The 16994-nt window shown below is 63.1% G+C and carries 18 protein-coding genes; 12 read left to right on the forward strand and 6 right to left on the reverse strand.

The genetic code is table 11. The features are described from left to right. Positions 1-239: 239 nt before the first annotated feature. From X728_RS159745 to X728_RS159690, 12 genes are all read left to right on the forward strand, one after another. Positions 240-1208, forward strand: coding sequence for a manganese catalase family protein (locus X728_RS159745; RefSeq protein ID WP_023681124.1), 969 nt, complete (start codon positions 240-242; stop codon positions 1206-1208). 141 nt (positions 1209-1349) lie between these two features. After that, positions 1350-2399 (forward strand): chemotaxis protein CheB, encoded by a 1050-nt coding sequence (locus X728_RS159740; protein WP_023700011.1) that lies wholly within the window; start codon positions 1350-1352, stop codon positions 2397-2399. A 273-nt stretch (positions 2400-2672) separates the two neighbouring features. Then, the gene (locus X728_RS159735; RefSeq protein WP_023826387.1) at positions 2673-3455 is read left to right on the forward strand and encodes a heme-binding protein; all 783 of its coding nucleotides are present in this window, start codon (positions 2673-2675) and stop codon (positions 3453-3455) included. Next, positions 3452-5329 (forward strand): methanol/ethanol family PQQ-dependent dehydrogenase, encoded by a 1878-nt coding sequence (locus X728_RS159730; RefSeq protein WP_023830877.1) that lies wholly within the window; start codon positions 3452-3454, stop codon positions 5327-5329. The genes X728_RS159735 and X728_RS159730 overlap by 4 nt, the downstream gene beginning before the upstream one ends. Positions 5330-5387: 58 nt before the next feature. Next, a complete protein-coding gene (locus X728_RS159725) occupies positions 5388-6179 on the forward strand; it encodes a substrate-binding domain-containing protein (protein WP_245260968.1) in 792 nt (263 codons plus the stop codon). Further along, positions 6176-6709, forward strand: a complete 534-nt coding sequence (locus X728_RS159720) for a c-type cytochrome (protein ID WP_023681119.1) — start codon at positions 6176-6178, stop codon at positions 6707-6709. Before X728_RS159725 ends, X728_RS159720 begins: the two co-directional genes overlap by 4 nt. After that, positions 6706-7719, forward strand: a complete 1014-nt coding sequence (coxB, locus tag X728_RS159715; RefSeq protein WP_023729516.1) for a cytochrome c oxidase subunit II — start codon at positions 6706-6708, stop codon at positions 7717-7719. The genes X728_RS159720 and coxB overlap by 4 nt, the downstream gene beginning before the upstream one ends. Beyond that, on the forward strand, positions 7716-9692 hold the full coding sequence (gene ctaD, locus X728_RS159710) for a cytochrome c oxidase subunit I (RefSeq protein ID WP_023830878.1): 1977 nt from the start codon (positions 7716-7718) through the stop codon (positions 9690-9692). Before coxB ends, ctaD begins: the two co-directional genes overlap by 4 nt. Continuing rightward, complete coding sequence (locus X728_RS159705; protein ID WP_023704607.1) at positions 9689-10294, forward strand: cytochrome c oxidase subunit III; 606 nt, start codon at positions 9689-9691, stop codon at positions 10292-10294. Before ctaD ends, X728_RS159705 begins: the two co-directional genes overlap by 4 nt. Then, a complete protein-coding gene (locus tag X728_RS159700) occupies positions 10294-10635 on the forward strand; it encodes a hypothetical protein (RefSeq protein WP_023687807.1) in 342 nt (113 codons plus the stop codon). Before X728_RS159705 ends, X728_RS159700 begins: the two co-directional genes overlap by 1 nt. After that, complete coding sequence (locus tag X728_RS159695; protein WP_023704606.1) at positions 10632-11510, forward strand: cytochrome c oxidase assembly protein; 879 nt, start codon at positions 10632-10634, stop codon at positions 11508-11510. Before X728_RS159700 ends, X728_RS159695 begins: the two co-directional genes overlap by 4 nt. Beyond that, a complete protein-coding gene (locus tag X728_RS159690; RefSeq protein ID WP_023712217.1) occupies positions 11491-11907 on the forward strand; it encodes a c-type cytochrome in 417 nt (138 codons plus the stop codon). Before X728_RS159695 ends, X728_RS159690 begins: the two co-directional genes overlap by 20 nt. A 1-nt stretch (position 11908) precedes the next feature. Here the strand turns inward: X728_RS159690 and X728_RS159685 are convergent, their stop codons facing one another. The 6 genes from X728_RS159685 to X728_RS159660 are packed head-to-tail and all read right to left on the reverse strand — an operon-like array spanning position 11909 to position 16928. Further along, complete coding sequence (locus X728_RS159685; protein ID WP_023830879.1) at positions 11909-12715, reverse strand: ABC transporter permease; 807 nt, start codon at positions 12713-12715, stop codon at positions 11909-11911. Continuing rightward, on the reverse strand, positions 12712-13437 hold the full coding sequence (locus tag X728_RS159680; protein ID WP_023830880.1) for an ABC transporter ATP-binding protein: 726 nt from the start codon (positions 13435-13437) through the stop codon (positions 12712-12714). Before X728_RS159680 ends, X728_RS159685 begins: the two co-directional genes overlap by 4 nt. Then, complete coding sequence (locus tag X728_RS159675) at positions 13434-14396, reverse strand: PQQ-dependent catabolism-associated beta-propeller protein (protein ID WP_023830881.1); 963 nt, start codon at positions 14394-14396, stop codon at positions 13434-13436. The genes X728_RS159680 and X728_RS159675 overlap by 4 nt, the downstream gene beginning before the upstream one ends. After that, positions 14384-15559 (reverse strand): branched-chain amino acid ABC transporter substrate-binding protein, encoded by a 1176-nt coding sequence (locus X728_RS159670; RefSeq protein WP_023830882.1) that lies wholly within the window; start codon positions 15557-15559, stop codon positions 14384-14386. Before X728_RS159670 ends, X728_RS159675 begins: the two co-directional genes overlap by 13 nt. Beyond that, a complete protein-coding gene (locus tag X728_RS159665; RefSeq protein ID WP_023829136.1) occupies positions 15556-16227 on the reverse strand; it encodes an ATP-binding cassette domain-containing protein in 672 nt (223 codons plus the stop codon). The genes X728_RS159670 and X728_RS159665 overlap by 4 nt, the downstream gene beginning before the upstream one ends. Continuing rightward, complete coding sequence (locus X728_RS159660; protein ID WP_245266097.1) at positions 16227-16928, reverse strand: ABC transporter permease subunit; 702 nt, start codon at positions 16926-16928, stop codon at positions 16227-16229. Before X728_RS159660 ends, X728_RS159665 begins: the two co-directional genes overlap by 1 nt. Positions 16929-16994: the final 66 nt, after the last annotated feature.

The raw sequence follows: 16994 nt of genomic DNA on the forward strand, positions 1-16994 counted from the left end.
GCCAGTATCCCTCCAGATTTTGTCTACCTCTTGCCCATCCGCGGCCTTGCTCATTGCTGTGATGGCGCAGCACGATCGAAATCTCGTTGCCGCCGGTCACCGGTCGGAGAAATAAATGCCGCCTCTGGCTCCCTGCGATGCTCAACACTGAAGTTACCGTAAAAATGCTCACTGGCCGATGGCCGGATGGAACAATCAACTTGCCGGGATGTTCGGATGATCTAACCGGAGAGATGTCCATGTTCATGCACAACAAGCGCCTGCAATACACCGTTCGCGTCTCGGAGCCGAATCCTCGCCTGGCCTGCATGATCATGGAACAGTTCGGCGGCGCCGATGGCGAGCTTGCAGCGGCCATGCGCTATTTCACGCAAGGGCTTGGCGAGGACGATCTTGGCCGTCGTGACATGTTGCTCGATATTGCGACCGAAGAACTCAGCCATCTCGAAGTGGTGGGATCAATCGTCACCATGCTCAACAAGGGGCTTAAGGCACAGCTGGCCGAGGGCCAAATGAAGGAAGCGGACCTTTACCTGATGATCGGCGCCAGCGGCACAACAGCCAAGGAATCAATTCTGTTCGGCGGCGCTCCCGCGCTGTGCGACTCAGCCGGCGTTCCCTGGACCGCGGCCTATGTCGATTCGCGCGGTGAACCTACGGTGGATTTGCGATCGAATATCGCGGCCGAAGCTCGCGCCAAGATCGTTTACGAACGCCTCATCAACATCACCGACGACCCGGGAATCAAGGACGCGCTCGGCTTCCTGATGACGCGCGAGATCGCGCACCAGAAGTCGTTTGAGAAAGCACTTTACGCGATAGAAAACAATTTCCCTTCCGGCAAGCTCCCAGGCGTAGAGAAGTACGCCAGCATGTATGTCAACACCTCTCAAGGCGACGGCGATGTCGCTGGCCCATGGAATTCCGGCGAAGAGTGGGATCGGATCGATGACCTTGAAGAGGTGATGCCCGTCGACGGCGGAGACGGCCTGGCAACTGTCAAGCTGGGGGCCAAAGACATGAAGGTGGTGGCCAGGATGGCCGACCGTACGCTTTCCGATCCGGCTTCCGATCCGACAACAGGCGCTGATCTAGGGGCTGGCCCGGGAGCTGGCCGTACCAAGAACGCCGATTTTGGCGGCGCGGCAAGCATTCAGGAGGCCCCGGCCGTGGCAGAGGCTGCCGTCAAACGCGCACGTAGGCGTTAGTACAGAGCCGACATCATTGCGGGCATCTATGTTCCGCGATGCGGCCGGAAGCTAACACCGACGAAGGCAGGGCGCCCGACCAGCAACGGACTGGCCGGAGCGCTCGCATCGACATCTGTGCTGAATGTGGGTGAAGCAACCATGGCCACCGCCGCACCACGATCAGATTCGGAGCGTGCGGGCCAGCCGGACAAGGTCCGTCCCGACGGTTGCAAGAACCGGTGCATCGTGACAATCGGAGCATCGGCCGGCGGCGTCGACGCGCTGAAGAGACTTGTCCGCGATCTTTCGCCGGACATCCCGGCGGCTCTCCTCGTCGTACAGCACGTTGGTCCCACGAGTTACCTCGGCGACATTCTCGGTCGCGCTGCCAACATGCCCGTTGCAAATGCCTCCAACGGCATGAAGGTTAAAAACGGGCACATCTTCGTTGCACCGCCCGGAGCTCACCTTCTGTTACATGACGATCATATGCTGCTGCGGCGCGGGCCGCGCGAGAACCTGGCGCGCCCCGCCATCGACCCCCTGTTTCGATCGGCGGCCTGCAGCTTTGGCGGCAGCGTGATCGGCGTCGTGCTCACAGGCAGCCTCTCCGACGGCACCGCCGGCCTGCACGCAATCAAGATGTGCGGAGGCGTCAGCGTAGTCCAGGACCCCGGCGACGCTGCAGTACCCGACATGCCGCTGAGCGCCTTGCAGAATGTGGAAATCGACCATTGCGTCCCTCTGTCCGAAATGGCTGGCCTGTTGCACAGGCTTGCTTCCGAAATCGCAGGACCGACACCAGAAATCCCGTCCGGCATCCGCCTTGAGGCAGCGATTGCAGCTCAGGAGCACAGCACAATGGAACTGACCGAAGGCCAGCTTGGCGCCCCCTCGACATTTGTCTGCCCCGAATGTCATGGCCCCCTATGGGAGATAGAAGACGGGCCGATTACCCGTTACCGCTGCCACACCGGACATGCGTTCGGGGCAGACGTTTTGATGCAGGCCCAGGCTGACGATGCGGAACAGGCTCTTTGGAGCCTTTTAAGAGCGCACCAGCAGCGGGCTGAGTTGGCGAAACGTACGGCAAAACGCGAAGCCGCGCGGGAAAGACACAGCCTGGCCAGCCAAATGGCTGCGCGGGCCGCGGAGTACGAAGCCGACGCGAAACTTATTGAAGAGATCATCCATCGTCGAACGCCGTGACAAGGCAACAGCGTTTGTCAGGGCGGGTGCGTCTGCGCCATCCCGATCGCATTTTCCTGGATCAGCCGCGTTGCCTCACCGCTTGGCCTGTGGCCACGGGTATCCAGGTCCCATGCTTTGATTGAACACCTGCACCCAAATCCAACTGCACGAATTTTATGCAAAGCAGGAACATAGAAGCATTACGCGAGTTAGGCACTGACGCACTGGACGTATCCTCGCATTCTGCGGTCTGCCGGGGTGGTCCTTGTTATGTAAACGAATGCCAGGACAATGTATCGCTCGCAGCTTTTCGTACCTCTTTTTGGCCTGCTGTTGCTGATGGGTGGCCTGTTCCACGGGCACGATGCCATGGCGCAGGAGCCCTGTCCGGCCGATCACGATAAGCTGCTTGCAGCCCTCAAAGCCAACGTGAAGGCAAGCGGCGGACCAGCCAATGGCGGCTTTGAAACCAACGAATGGGCAGCCATCGTTGCCCGTGACGGCACTGTCTGCGCGATTGCGTTCAGCGGCCCCACCCCCGACTCGCAATGGCCGGGAAGTCGGCTCATAGCAGCGGAGAAAGCCAACACGGCCAACGGTCTCAGCCTGGCTCAGATGGCCCTCTCTACGGCCAATCTCTATGCGGGGGTGCAGCCGGGCGGGCCGCTATTTGGCCTGCAGGAGACCAATCCCGTCAACCAGGCCGCGGCCTATACGGGCGATCCCAAAACGTTCGGAAGCGCCGGCGACCCGCTCGTCGGCAAGCCGATCGGAGGCGTCGTGGTGTTTGGCGGCGGGCTTGCCCTCTACGACGGCAAGAGCATTGTCGGCGGCCTCGGCGTTTCAGGCGATTCCTCATGCGCCGATCACAATGTCGCCTGGCGTATCCGCGCGGCGCTCGGCTTCGACAAGGTCCCGGCAGGCGTCAATCCAAATCGCAAGGATGCCATTGTCTACGATCTGGACCCCGGCGGCAAAAGCGCTTCGGGCTGGGGCCATCCGCTTTGTGCCGGAACGGAGGCCGACATCGCGGCCGAACTCGGCGCCGGCGTGGGAGGCTCGATCAATAAATGAAAGCTATGCCGCAGTTGGCATTAACGCGCGTTGACGTAGAACGACGTACCCGCAAATTGGCAGCCGGGAATTCCTTTGGCGCTATCCTTCTGGTGACGCTGCTCGCCTGCCTGCTGCTTCTGGGCGCTGCGTCCGAGCCTCCTAAAACACCAGCGATCGTACCGCCAGCCGCAGCTTCGCCACCCGATGACGGCCAATGGACGATGCCGGCCAAGAACTACGCGTCGACGCGCTTCAGCGAACTCTCCGAGATCAATGAAGGCAACGTCAAGAACCTGCAGGTCGCGTTCACGTTCTCGACAGGCGTGAATAAGGGCCAGGAAGCAGCGCCGCTGGTCGTCGGCAACACCATGTATATCGTGACGCCCTTTCCCAACTTCGTCTATGCGCTCGATCTCTCCAAGCCCGGCGCCCCGATGAAGTGGAAGTACGAACCCAATCCCGAGCCGGCGGCACAGGGAGTGGCCTGCTGCGACGTCGTCAACCGAGGGGTGGCATTCGCCGACGGGCGCATCTTTTTCAATACGCTGGACGGCCACACGATTGCCCTTGATGCGAACACGGGCAAGCCGATCTGGAACACTCATGTCGGCAACATCAACATCGGCGAGACCATCACCATGGCGCCGCTTGTGGTGAAGGGCAAAGTGCTGGTCGGCAATTCCGGCGGCGAGATGGGCGTTCGCGGCTGGGTAAAGGCGCTCGACGCCGGCGACGGTCATGTCGTCTGGATCGCCTATAGCACCGGGCCGGACAAGGACGTGCTGATCGGATCGGACTTCAAGCCGCACTACGACATGGACAAAGGCAAGGATCTTGGCGTCACGACGTGGCCGCCGGAAGCCTGGAAGATCGGCGGCGGCAACATGTGGGGCTGGATTTCCTATGATCCCGATCTGAACCTGATCTTCCACGGCACCGGCAATCCCGGACCATGGAATCCGGATTTGCGGCCGGGCGACAACAAGTGGACGTCTGGCATTTTCGCGCGCGATCCCGACACCGGCGCGGCGAAATGGTTCTATCAGTGGAGCCCGCATGACCTCCACGATTATGACGGCATCAACGAGCAGATCCTGCTCGACATGACCTGGCAGGGCAAGCCGCGCAAGGTGCTGATCCGGCCGGAGCGCAACGGCTATCTCTACATCCTCGACCGGACAACCGGCGAGGTGCTGTCGGCAAAACCGTTTGGTCCGGTCAACTCCAGCAAAGGTGTGGATCTGAAAACCGGTCGGCTGATCGTAAACCCGGACAAGAAGACCGGCACCGGCAAGGTCGTTCGCGATATCTGTCCGACGGCGTCGGGCCTCAAGGACTGGCAGCCTTCCGCGTTCTCGCCGAAGACCGGCCTGCTCTACATCCCGCACAACAATCTGTGCATGGATGAAGAAGGCGTCGAGGTGAACTACATTGCCGGCACGCCCTATGTGGGCATGAACGTCCGCATGATACCAGGGCCCGGCGGTAATCGCGGCGCCTTCACCGCCTGGGACATCGCCGCGGAGAAACCCGCCTGGAGCCTCAAGGAGAATTTCCCGGTGTGGAGCGGCGCGGTGGTGACCGCCGGCGACGTTGTCTTCTATGGCACGATGGAAGGCTGGTTCAAGGCGGTCAGCGCCAAGACCGGAGACCTGCTTTGGCAGTTCAAGACCTCGTCCGGGATCATCGGCCAGCCCATCACCTATCGCGGTCCCGACGGGCACCAATATGTCGCCATCCTCTCAGGCGTCGGCGGCTGGGCCGGCGCCATTGTATCGGGCGATCTTGACCCGCGTGACGCCACCGCCGCGCTCGGTTTCGTCAATGCCATGAAGGATCTGAAGAACGCGACAACCTCGGGAGGCACGCTTTATGTGTTCCGGCTGCCTTGATGGATTGTACTTGACCGTAGGTCCGGCGCGAAAGGGGTGTCAACGGCTGGCGATCGGCATGGCCGCGATTGCCTTCGTGTTCTTGACGGCCACAGCCGACGCACGTGAGCTGAGGGTCTGCGCCGATCCGAACAACCTGCCGTTCTCCAACGCGGCAGGTCAGGGCTTCGAGAACAGGATCGCAGAAATCGTTGCGTCCGATCTCGGCGCCAAGCTGACCTATACCTGGTGGGCGCAGCGTCGCGGCTTCATCCGCAATACGCTGAAGGCGGGCCTGTGCGATCTCGTGCCGGGCACGCCGAGCAACCTCGAAATGCTGCGCACCACCACGCCCTACTACCGATCGTCCTATGTCTTCGTCACCCGCAGGGACGGCCCCGACGTAGCATCGTTCAATGATCCGCGGCTGCGCGACATGCGGATCGGTGTTCAGCTCATCGGCGACGATGGCGCCAATTCGCCTCCGGTCCAGGCGCTTGGCCGCCGCGGTATCGTCGGGCACCTCGTTGGCTATCCGGTCTATGGCGACTATTCCGCCCCCAACCCGCCGGCGCGCATCGTCGAAGCGGTGGCGAGTGGCGAGATCGACCTTGCCGTGGTCTGGGGCCCCCTCGCCGGCTACTTCGCCGCAAGGCAGAAGGTGCCGCTCCGCATCACGCCGGTTGCGCCCCGCATCGACGGACCGCAACTGCCGATGATCTATGACATCTCGATGGGCGTCCGCCGCGAAGACGATGCGCTGCGCGGCGATGTCAATGGCGCCCTGTCCAGGCACAAGGGCGAGATAGATGCCTTGCTGTCACAGTATGGCGTGCCCCGCCTCGATCCCTCGGGGAGCCCGGTGCGATGAGAGCCGCGGTGGCCATGCTCCTGTTTCCAGTCCTGGCGCTCGCTGCCTGCCAGCGCGAGGAACGTGACACGCGCCCGCAATCGGCGCTCGGATCGGGCGAGCAGCCGACGCCTGTGACCACGCTGGAGCCCGGCGGACAGCGCCCCCCCGCCAGCGACAACAAGGCGGCGAGCTTCGAGGCCAACGCCTTCCACATGAGCGAAGGGAAACGGCTTTTCGGCTGGTTCAACTGTTCGGGATGCCACGCCAATGGCGGCGGCGGCATGGGGCCGGCCCTGATGGACCAGAAGTGGCTCTATGGCAGCTCGATCGAAAGCATCCATGCCACGATCCGCGACGGTCGGCCAAACGGCATGCCGAGCTTCCGCGACAAGATTCCCGACGACCAGATCTGGGAGCTCGCGGCTTTCGTGCGCTCGCTGAGCGGCAACGCGCCGTCTTCCGCCGCACCGCAACGCAATGACGACATGATGGCGCATCCTTCGGAAAACCGCATGCCCGACGCGGCCACGCTGGGGAAGTCGCCGTGAAACGTCTCGTCTCGATGGCGTTCGCCACCGCCGGGGCTCTGTTGCTCCAGGGATGCGCGGGCTGGCAATCCGCCCTCGACCCGAAAGGTCCCGCGGCGAGCGAACTGGCATGGCTGATCTGGTTCTTCACTGCGCTCTGCGCCGTGGTGTGGGTGCTGGTGATGATCGCCCTCGTCGTGCCCTTGATGATGCGGTCGCGCGCGCAGGCGGAGCCGCTCGCGATCGAGGCCGGCGCCGACGACCGGAAGCTGCGCGCGGTGATGACCGCCGTCGGGTTGACCGCCATTGTCCTGATCGGACTGACCTTGCTGAGCTTCTTCGCCAACAGGACGCTCGCCGCGATCGGCTCGGATGCCGCACTGACCATTCGGGTCACCGGCCATCAATGGTGGTGGGAGGTGCGCTATGAGGATGCCACGCCAAGCCGCATCCTGACCACGGCGAACGAGATCCATATCCCAGCCGGGGAGCCGGTGCGGCTTCTTCTGACCTCGACCGACGTCATCCATTCCTTCTGGATTCCGAGCCTTTCGGGCAAGCTCGACCTCATTCCCGGCCACATGAACGTGCTCGACCTCAAGGCCGACAAGCCTGGTGTTTACCGAGGTCAATGCGCCGAGTTCTGCGGGGCGCAGCACGCAAACATGGGTACCTTCATCATCGCCGAGCCGCGTGCGAAGTTCGACGCCTGGTGGAACGACCAGTTGCAGCCGGCCGCTACTCCGACGGGGGACGAGGCCAAGGCCGGCCAGGATCTGTTTCTGAAACGCCCTTGCGTGATGTGTCACAGAATAGGCGGCACGCCTGCCGGAGGAACGGTCGCCCCTGACCTCACCCATATAGCCAGCCGGCAGACGCTTGCCGCCGGGACATTGACAATGAGCCGCGGCAATCTCGCCGCTTGGATAGCCGACCCACAGGGCATCAAGCCCGGATCCCACATGCCGGTGGTGGAGCTCAGCGGCGACGAACTCAACGCCATGGTCGCCTACCTCGAGGCGCTTAAATGAGCAGCGCGGACCTCACAAGCGAACGCGACCTGCCGCCGGTGCGTGAAACCTCTACCGCGGGCGACGTCGCACCCGAGCATGACGGACCGCGCGACACCGGCATGGACGATGCCAGCCTGGATCGCTGGCTGACGCGGACATGGCGCACGCCCCCCGGCATCATCGGCGCGCTGTCGAGCGTCGACCACAAGGTCGTCGCACGGCGCTATCTGATCACCGCCTTCGTGTTTCTGTGCCTGGGCGGGCTCAACGCTGTCGCCATGCGCATCCAGCTCTCAGGGCCGCAGCGCGGTCTGATCGGCCCGGACCTCTACAACCAGCTGTTCACGATGCATGGTGTGACCATGATGTTCCTCTTCGCCGTGCCCATCGTGCAGGCGACAGGCATCTATCTCGTCCCGCTGATGGTCGGCAGCCGCAACATCGCCTTTCCCCGCCTGAACGCGTTCAGCTACTGGATCTATGTTTCGGGCGGCATATTCGCCTGGGTGTCTTTCGCGCTCAACATGGCGCCCGACGTCGGCTGGTTTGCTTATGTGCCGCTGTCAGGCCCCGAATTCGCGCCGGGCAAGCGGGCCGACGTCTGGGCCCAGATGATCACTTATACAGAAGTTTCCTCACTGGCCGTCGCGGTGGCCACCATCGTCACCGTGTTCAAGCAGCGAGCCCCCGGCATGTCGCTGGACAGGATTCCGCTCTACGTCTGGGCAATGCTGGTTACCTCCTTCGTCGTCGTCTTCGCCATGCCCGCGGTGATGATCACCTCGACCTTCCTGATCCTCGACCGGCTGGTCGGCACACATATCTTCAACCCCGCCGAGGGCGGCGACGCACTGCTCTTCCAGCATCTGTTCTGGTTCTTTGGCCATCCCGAGGTCTACATCATCTTCCTGCCGGCGACGGGCATGGTCTCCGCGATCATCCCGGTCTTCGCCCGGCGTCCCGTGTTCGGGCATCTCGGGCTGGTCTTGTCGCTGATTGCCGTCGGTTTCCTTTCGTTCGGCCTCTGGGTCCATCACATGTTCGCGACGGGGCTACCCAAGCTCGGCGCCAGCTTCTTCACCGCGTCGAGCATGCTGATCGCCATCCCCAATGGCGTTCAGATCTTCTGCTGGCTGGCAACCTTGTGGGACGGCAGGCCGGTGATCCGCACGCCGCTGCTGTTCGTGTTCGGCTTCTTTTTCATCTTCGTCATCGGCGGCCTCACCGGCGTCATGCTCGCTTCGGTGCCGCTGGACCTCCAGGTGCACGACACCTATTTCGTCGTCGCCCATTTCCATTACGTGCTGATCGGCGGTTCGGTCTTCCCGCTGCTGGGCGCCGCCTATTTCTGGTTCCCCAAGATCAGCGGCCGCATGATGAGCGAGCGTCTCGGGCGCTGGCATTTCTGGCTGGCTTTCATCGGCTTCAACGCGGCTTTTTTCCCAATGCATCTCGTCGGGCTCTGGGGCATGCCACGAAGGGTCTACACCTATCCGGCCGAGCTTGGCTGGGGCAACATCAACCTGTTCATCAGCGCCGGCGCGGTGCTCTTTTTCCTCAGCTTCGTACTGTTCACGTTCAATCTTGTACACGGCGCGTTGAAGGGCGCACTGGCCGGAAACAATCCCTGGGATGCCGGTACGCTCGAATGGGCGACGTCTTCGCCGCCGCCAAGCTATAATTTCGCGCGGATACCGATTGTCACACACGTCGAGCCGCTCTGGGCCGAACGGGAGGCGCCGCCTGTGGCGACCGGACTCCGCGTCGATGTCCGTGAGCTGTTGATCTCAACCGTGGCGGAAGCCCACCCCGACATTCGCGAGAAATCGGCGACACCGTCGATCTGGCCGCTGCTGGCGGCAATCGCTGTCGGCGGTACGTTTGTCTATTCGATCTTCACGCCCTGGGCGATCGTCTGGGGCGCCGCGCCGATCGCCATCACCTTGATCGGCTGGTTCTGGCCCAAGGACGACCCGGAGGATGAGGGATGAGTGAGCGTCCCAGCTTGGATCTTTCGGACCTCCCAACCTTTGGACATGGTCCGCGCAGCCCGACCTGGTGGGGAACGCTCGGCTTCATGGCGCTGGAAGGCATGGGCTTTGCGTTGGCCGCCGGCGCTTATCTCTATCTCGCGACCTTGTGGCCCAATTGGCGTCTAAGCGCCCCGGAACCCAACCATTGGCCCGGGACGATCGTCACCATCCTGTTTATCATCAGCGTGGTGCCGAACCACATCCTCCACGGCTACGCCAAGCAATGCGCGATCGTGCCGGTGCGGATCGGGTTGGTGGTGATGTCGCTGCTCGGTCTGGCCCCGCTTGTCGTGCGCTGGTTCGAATTCCCGGCGCTGAACATCTACTGGGACACGAACGCCTATGGCTCGATGCTCTGGGTGCTGCTCGGGCTGCACACCACACACCTGATCACCGATGTCGGCGACACCATCGTTTTGACGGTGCTGATGTTCACACGCCATGGCTATAGCGGCCGGCGCTTCGGCGATGTCGGCGACAATGTCTTCTATTGGGATTTCGTGGTGCTGACCTGGATCCCGATCTATCTGCTCATCTACTGGATGCCGAGGCTAGGCTGATGCGTGCGTTGAAAATGGGAACGTCCTGGGCTGGTCTTCTGTCGGGGCCGATGGCTTGGGCAATCTCGACGCAGCTGAACTACGCACTCGTACCATGGCAGTGCAACCGCCAGGTGCCGGTGGTGCTTCCCGTGGCACTGGTGCTCGCCGTGCTTTCGCTGCTCGGCGGTGCCTTGTCATGGCGGGCGAAGCGGCAGGGCGGCGCCGCCTTCAAGCCTGAGCGCACGCGCAGCACCGAGCAGTTCGTCGCCGATCTCGGCATGCTTGCGGCATTGCTGTTTGCCCTCGTCATCATCATGCAAGGCAGCGCGGCTCTCATTCTCGACGAGTGCCTGCGATGAGCTTCGACGCGTTCTTCTCGACCTCGATCTGCTACGGCGCCGGCGCGCCCGAGGCCGGATGGACGCTCGCATTTCCCATCACGTTTCCGCTGGCCGCGATTGCCTTCCTTTATTCCATCGGAGCGACTCGGTTGTGGCGCCGCAGCAGCCGAGGCCGTCCCGAGCGGATGCGGCAGGCGTTGTTTTTCGCCGCCGGTTGGGGCGTGCTGACGGCAGCACTGGTCAGCCCCATCCACGCGCTCGGCGAGCGGGTGTTTGCCGCCCATATGATCGAGCATGAACTGCTGATGGCGGTGGCGGCGCCCCTCCTTGTCGCCGCTTGCCCAGGCGCAGTCCTGCTCTGGTCCTTGCCGGCCTCACTTCGCCGCGGAACGGGCAAGCTCACGCGCGCAAAGACGCTGCAATCGGTTTGGGCCCTGGTGATCCGCCCCCTCAACGCGACGATCATTCACGGCGTCGCCATCTGGATCTGGCACATTCCGGCGTTGTTCCAGGCAGCGCTCCAGCAGGGCTTTCTTCATTATGCCCAGCATGCGAGCTTCCTCGGCACAGCCTTGCTGTTCTGGTGGGCGCTCCTTCCGCGCCCCGGTCGACAGCAGACCTATGGCAGCTCCGTCATGCATCTTTTCTTCACCTCGCTTCATACCGGCCTGCTCGGTGTCCTGCTGCTGATGTCGCCCAAACTCTGGTATCCGGAGAATGGCGCCGGCGCCGCGTTGTGGGGCCTGACCGCGATCGAGGACCAGCAACTTGCCGGATTGGTAATGTGGGTTCCGGCCGGCTTGATCTATGGCGGCGCCGCCCTGCTGCTCGCCGGCCTGTGGATAAGCAGCAGCGCAACCAGGGAGGCAACACATGCGCTCCGACCTGGGTAGGCTGATCGGGGGCGCCCTTGCCGCAATCCTGCTGCTGACCGCGGCTGTAGCAGCGGCGACCTTGTGGTCCGACCGGCGCGACCGTGTCCGGCACGAGTCGGATGCGGCGACCGGGGGCGTAGGCGCTCGCGCCATTCCGATCATGACGGCGAATGGCTGCTCCGGCTGCCATACGATACCCGGCGTGCCGGGTGCGCAAGGCCAGGTCGGACCCCGCCTGGACGGTGGCCTTGCCGACAGGGTCTTTATCGGTGGCCTGCTGGCAAACAATCCGGAGAACATGATCCGCTGGATACGCTCGGCGAGGGAAGTCAATCCGCACACGGCCATGCCGTCGACGAGGATCACCGAGCAACAGGCGCGGGACATCGCCGCTTATCTCTATGCGTTGAGGTAATTCATCCCTCGCCGCCGCGCCGGGACCACAAGCCCCGGCCGGGGTCGTAGCCGATGACCGCCGCGAGGAAGAAGGCGATGAGGCAGCCAAGGACCACAACCGCCGCGACAGGATCGAACCGCAGATAGAGCGCGAAGCGTATCAGCTCGACCGCCGAGCTGAACGGGTTCCAGGCGGCGATTGTTGCCAGCACCGGTCCCGCCTCGGCAAGCCGCCACAGCGGATAGAGCGCCGTCGAGGCAAAGAACACCGGAAAGATGACGAAATTCATGACACCGGCAAAGTTCTCCATCTGTGTCGAAACCGAGGAGACAAGCAGGCCGAACGCGCCAAGCATCAGGCCCGCCAGCACGAGCGCCGGAAATACCGCGACGTAGCCGAGAACGGGCGGCCGCACATCCCAGAAACGCGCGACCAACAGAAACAAATAGACCAGCGGCACGCCGACGATCACGCTGGCCAGCAGGCGCGCCGCAAGCAGGTACCAGCGCGGCAATGGTGCGGTCAGCAACAGGCGCATGCTGCCCATCTCGCGATCGTAGACCATGGCCAGCGAACTCGCCATGGCATGGAAGAGCAGCATCATGGCCGCTAGCCCGGGCACCACATACACGTCATAGAGAACATAGGTCTGGTAGGGTGGCGTGATCGACAGACCGAGAACGGAGCGGAAGCCAGCGGCAAAGATTGCCAGCCAGACCAGCGGCCGCACCATCGCCGAGAGCAGCCGGCCGCGTTGCCGCAACGTGCGCAGCATCTCCCTGCACAGGATGCCGTTGAGCGCGCGCACTGCGTGAGACGTTTTCATTCGGACTCCGTCAGCGACGCGAAGGCCTCGCCCGTGCTCGCTACACCGCGATCGGCAGCCAGGCGATCGGCGCGGCCGGCCCACCGCATTGTGCCTCGATGCAGCACCACCACATCGTCATCCGCCGTTAGTTCTTCCAGAAAATGTGTTGCCCACAGGACGGCAATGCCGCGCTCGCGGCAAAGCTCCCGCACGTGCCGCTCGAGCGCGCGGCGGCCCGGCACGTCGAGCCCGGTGGTCGGCTCATCCAGCAGCAAAAGGCGTGGGCTATGCATCAGAGCGCGTGCTATCTCGACACGGCGACGCTGCCCCCCGGAAAGCGCTCGGGCAGGATCGTCGATCCTGTCCAGCACGTCCAGCCGGCCGAGTTCGTGGATGGAGCGCTCCTTGCTCAAGGCCTGGCTAAGCCCATGCAAGGCCGCGTGGTAACGCAGGTTCTCGCCGGCCGTCAGATCGAGATCGAGGGTCGGCAACTGGAAGACGACGCCCATCTGCGCCAACGCGGCGGACGGGTTGACATCCATCGCCTGGTCGAAGACATGCACCGAGCCGGAGCGGGCGTGATAAAGACCGGTGATCAGCGAGAACAACGTCGTCTTGCCGGCGCCGTTGCGGCCTAGCAAGATGCACATCCTGCCTTGGGCCACAGAGAAAGAGACGCCGTCGAGAACCCGCCGGTTCCCGAAACTATGACCCAGATTCTCGACCGACAAGGCGTTCATGGCCCGATCACGACGCCCCACGGCCCCCGCCCCACCGGCAGCGATTTCACCACCTCCTGGTTTTCCAGATCGATAAACGAGATATCGCCGGAATTCCCGTTTGCGGTGACCAGGCGCTTCTGGTCGCCGGAGAGCGCAACGTGCCAGGGTCGTTGACCAACAAGGTAGAGCCGACGGACCGCCAGCGTTTTCACATCGACTTCCGCAATCCTGTTGGCTGGGCCGAGCGCCACATAGACGGTCGTGCCATCGCGGGACGTCGCCATGCCGACCGCCTGCACGCCCTCGCGTCGTATACCCGGCACCTCGAACTCGACTTTGCCGGTCTGCGCGCGCGTTGCCGTGTCGAAGACGGTGACAGTGCCCCGGATCTCCGAGGACACCCAGAATTGCTTCCCGTCCGGCGAGAATAAAGCCGCGCGCGGCCGGGTATCGACCAGCAGATTGTCGACGAGTTCAAGCGTGCCTGCGTCGATCAGATGCACCATGCTGGTGGTCTCCGAAGTGCAGGCGACATAGCGGCCGTCGGCGCTGGCCGCCATTCCTTCCGGTTCGACGCCGACATCCAAGGTGCCGATGACCTTGGCCGTGGCGATGTCCACCACCGACACCAGATTGTCATTCTCGTTGGCGACGAACAGCCGCTTGCCATCGGGATGGACTGCGAAGAATTCCGGATCGGCTCCCGAAGGCAATTCGCCGACGACCCGCCGCTTCGCGACGTCGACCACGTCGATGCGGTTGTCGTCGCCTTCCGCGACGAACAGCATCTTGTTGTCGATCGACAGTGCCAGCCCGCGCGGACGGCGGCCGACATCGATCGTCGCCAGCAAAGTCATTGTCACGCCGTCGACGACCGCGACGGTATTGTCCTGCTCATTGGAAACGTAGATGGTCTCGGCGGCGGCGGGAGCAGCAAGAGCGAACGCCGCCAACAACAGCGTCATCAGAACTTGCATGTGCTCTCCTCCAGGTCGATGCCCAGCGTGTCGAGCGGCGTGCGCTGATGCAGGAAGCCCGGTTGCGGTGAGCTGGAAATCAAGAGGCGAGGCCCGGCGATCAAAATGGGCTGGCGCATCTGTCCGTCCCAGGGACGGAAACTAAGCCCCTGCCCCTTGAAGCCAGCGAGAAGAAACGCGTCGCCGCGTATATATCTGCCGATTGCCGCGGGATCGAGACTGTGCAGGCGCGTCGCCGCTTCGCCGATACTGCGCACAGCGAGCCAGGCCGCGTAGTCGCTGGGCAACATCCAGCGCCTTGCCTGCCTGTGGAAACGGTCCTGCAGTTGCGTGGCGCCCCATTCCTCGCTGACAGCGCTCCAGCCTGTGGTGACCAGCCCTTGCGTGCCGGCGACGATTCTCGGCAGCGCAGTGCGGCCCTCCAGATAGGCGCCGAATTCATCCGCCTCGTCGGCGACCACGAGCACATCATAGTCGCTGACCTGCGTGACCGCGGGTATTTCGGTCTGCAGCGTGACATGCCCTGTATCGGCACGTCCGTTGGCGGGCCTGAATGTCCACGGCTGGTCGATCGTGATCTCGGCTCCGAAGCGAGCCGCCGCCCGTCGAAAGGCCGCAGCCATCGCCTGATCCTGCGGATGCGGCCCCACAAGCAGGAACCAACGCTGCCAGCGCTTCCAGGCGAGATATTGCGCCAGCCCGTCGGCGAGCATGGCGCGGCTCGGGATCGTGTGCAGCACGTTCCGACGGCAGTCCTGTTGGCGAAGCACGTCGTCCGGCGCCCGGCTGTTGAGCAACGTCATCTGCTCGGCACCGGGCGCGGCACTGGCCTGTAGAAGCTGACTGGCGTCGAGATCGGCGACGACAAAGGCGATGCCGGCATCGGCGAATTGTCTTACCGCGTCGTCCGGCGTTTCGGTTGGTTTCAATATTCTTTCCTCCAGCCGAAATTTCTGCCCGAGAAACCGGCCGGTGCTTTCGTCGTCGGCAATGCCGAGCCGAGCGCCTTGCAGGCCGTCATCGGTGACGGTTTCATCAAGGGGTCCAAGGGGCAGAGCCGGTTTGCGCTCCTGGCCGATATACCCGATCACCATCGTCTGTTGCTCGGTGGCGCCAGGGCCGGTGATCAGCAAAAGAAAGAGAAGGCCCAGCAACAGTCTCATTGTGTCGCCCCCAGCCCAAAGCGCGACGATCCCGCTTCATCGCCACCAGAGATTGCGACATCGCGCACGATGCGCGCAGGCGATCCCTCCAGAACAATAACCCGATCCCCCAGCGACGAGGCATAGGCGAGATCATGCGTAACCAGCAGCGTGGTAGTCCGCCGACTGGCGAAACAATCCTGCAGCAGGCGGCGCATGGCTTGCGCGGTCGCCTCGTCGAGTGAAGCGAATGGCTCGTCGAGGAGCAGGAGCGCAGGCTCCACGGCGAGCGCCCGGGCAAGCGCTACGCGCCGCGCCATGCCGCCCGAGAGTCGCTGCGGATAGCTCTTCTCATTGCCTTTCAGGCCGACAGCGGCAAGCCACCGGGCCGCATCGGGCGCGCGATCCGGGATGGCCATCTCTACATTGCGCAAGGCGGTGAGCCAGGGCAGCAGCCTCGGTGTCTGGAACAGCATGCCTATCGGAAGCGGTCGTCCGCTCACGCTGCCGCGAAATTCGCGGTCGACGCCCGAAACGATCGACAGCAGCGTCGACTTGCCGACACCGGAAGGGCCGGTCAGGACGCAGACCTGTCCGTCGGCTATATCAAGCGACAGCGCGCGAAAGATCGTCCGGCGCTGGCCGTCGTCACCGGGGAAAGTCTTGTCCTCGATCCTGATCCTCAGCATCAGCGTCGCCAGGCGAACAAACGACGTTCCAACGGCACAAGCAGTCCATACTCTATGGCAAGCATCACAACGCCGAAGCTGATCGCATAGGCAAGGATGTGGGTGACGTCGAAGTTCTGAAAATAGACCTGTAGCTGGAACCCGACGCCGTTGGAGCGGCCGAGCAGTTCGGCGAGCAACACGATCTTCCACGTCAATGCCAGCCCGCTGCGCAGGGTGACGAGAAAGAACGGCGCCAATTGCGGCAGCACGACATGCTGCAGCTTTGCAGCACGCCCGAAGCGATAGAGCTCAGCCATTTCGGCAAAGTCCTTGTCCAGCCGGCTGGCGCCTTCACGAATAGTCACCACGACATTGGGGATCTTGTTGAGCGCGACCGCAAGGACAAGCGCGGTCTCGGCAAGACCAAGCCAGATATAAATTAGAATGACCGTGATCAGCGCCGGCATGTTGAGGAGTAAGACGATCCAAGGCCTCATCCATATGTCGGCTCTGTGCGAGCGGCCTGCCGCGTAGCCAAGGGCCGCGCCGATGAGTATTGCCGACCCGAGGCTTGCCACGACGCGCGCAAGCGAGATGCCCAAATGGTATGGCAGCTCGCCCCGAACCGCTTCGTGCAGGAGAACCGAAACAACCTGGACCGGACCAGGAAACAGCCGATCGGCGGCGATCCATGATGCAATCTGCCAGACGAGCACCATGGTCAGCAATGCCGCAGCCGATTGCCAACGCTGCATTGTGATGGGGAACGCTGGGACATCGGTCAT

Origin of the sequence: Mesorhizobium sp. L103C119B0, assembly GCF_000502235.1 — a bacterium.
Taxonomy (GTDB): Bacteria; Pseudomonadota; Alphaproteobacteria; order Rhizobiales; family Rhizobiaceae; genus Mesorhizobium.

Coding starts and splice junctions, on each gene's coding strand:
- X728_RS159670 (WP_023830882.1), bottom strand. CDS start 15,559: ATGAGACTGTTGCTGGGCCTTCTCTTTCTTTTGCTGATCACCGGCCCT.
- X728_RS159730 (WP_023830877.1), top strand. CDS start 3,452: ATGAAAGCTATGCCGCAGTTGGCATTAACGCGCGTTGACGTAGAACGA.
- X728_RS159740 (WP_023700011.1), top strand. CDS start 1,350: ATGGCCACCGCCGCACCACGATCAGATTCGGAGCGTGCGGGCCAGCCG.
- X728_RS159695 (WP_023704606.1), top strand. CDS start 10,632: ATGAGCTTCGACGCGTTCTTCTCGACCTCGATCTGCTACGGCGCCGGC.
- X728_RS159660 (WP_245266097.1), bottom strand. CDS start 16,928: ATGGTGCTCGTCTGGCAGATTGCATCATGGATCGCCGCCGATCGGCTG.
- X728_RS159685 (WP_023830879.1), bottom strand. CDS start 12,715: ATGAAAACGTCTCACGCAGTGCGCGCGCTCAACGGCATCCTGTGCAGG.
- X728_RS159680 (WP_023830880.1), bottom strand. CDS start 13,437: ATGAACGCCTTGTCGGTCGAGAATCTGGGTCATAGTTTCGGGAACCGG.
- ctaD (WP_023830878.1), top strand. CDS start 7,716: ATGAGCAGCGCGGACCTCACAAGCGAACGCGACCTGCCGCCGGTGCGT.
- X728_RS159720 (WP_023681119.1), top strand. CDS start 6,176: ATGAGAGCCGCGGTGGCCATGCTCCTGTTTCCAGTCCTGGCGCTCGCT.
- X728_RS159735 (WP_023826387.1), top strand. CDS start 2,673: ATGTATCGCTCGCAGCTTTTCGTACCTCTTTTTGGCCTGCTGTTGCTG.
- X728_RS159700 (WP_023687807.1), top strand. CDS start 10,294: ATGCGTGCGTTGAAAATGGGAACGTCCTGGGCTGGTCTTCTGTCGGGG.
- X728_RS159690 (WP_023712217.1), top strand. CDS start 11,491: ATGCGCTCCGACCTGGGTAGGCTGATCGGGGGCGCCCTTGCCGCAATC.
- X728_RS159675 (WP_023830881.1), bottom strand. CDS start 14,396: ATGCAAGTTCTGATGACGCTGTTGTTGGCGGCGTTCGCTCTTGCTGCT.
- X728_RS159665 (WP_023829136.1), bottom strand. CDS start 16,227: ATGCTGAGGATCAGGATCGAGGACAAGACTTTCCCCGGTGACGACGGC.
- X728_RS159705 (WP_023704607.1), top strand. CDS start 9,689: ATGAGTGAGCGTCCCAGCTTGGATCTTTCGGACCTCCCAACCTTTGGA.
- X728_RS159745 (WP_023681124.1), top strand. CDS start 240: ATGTTCATGCACAACAAGCGCCTGCAATACACCGTTCGCGTCTCGGAG.
- X728_RS159725 (WP_245260968.1), top strand. CDS start 5,388: ATGGCCGCGATTGCCTTCGTGTTCTTGACGGCCACAGCCGACGCACGT.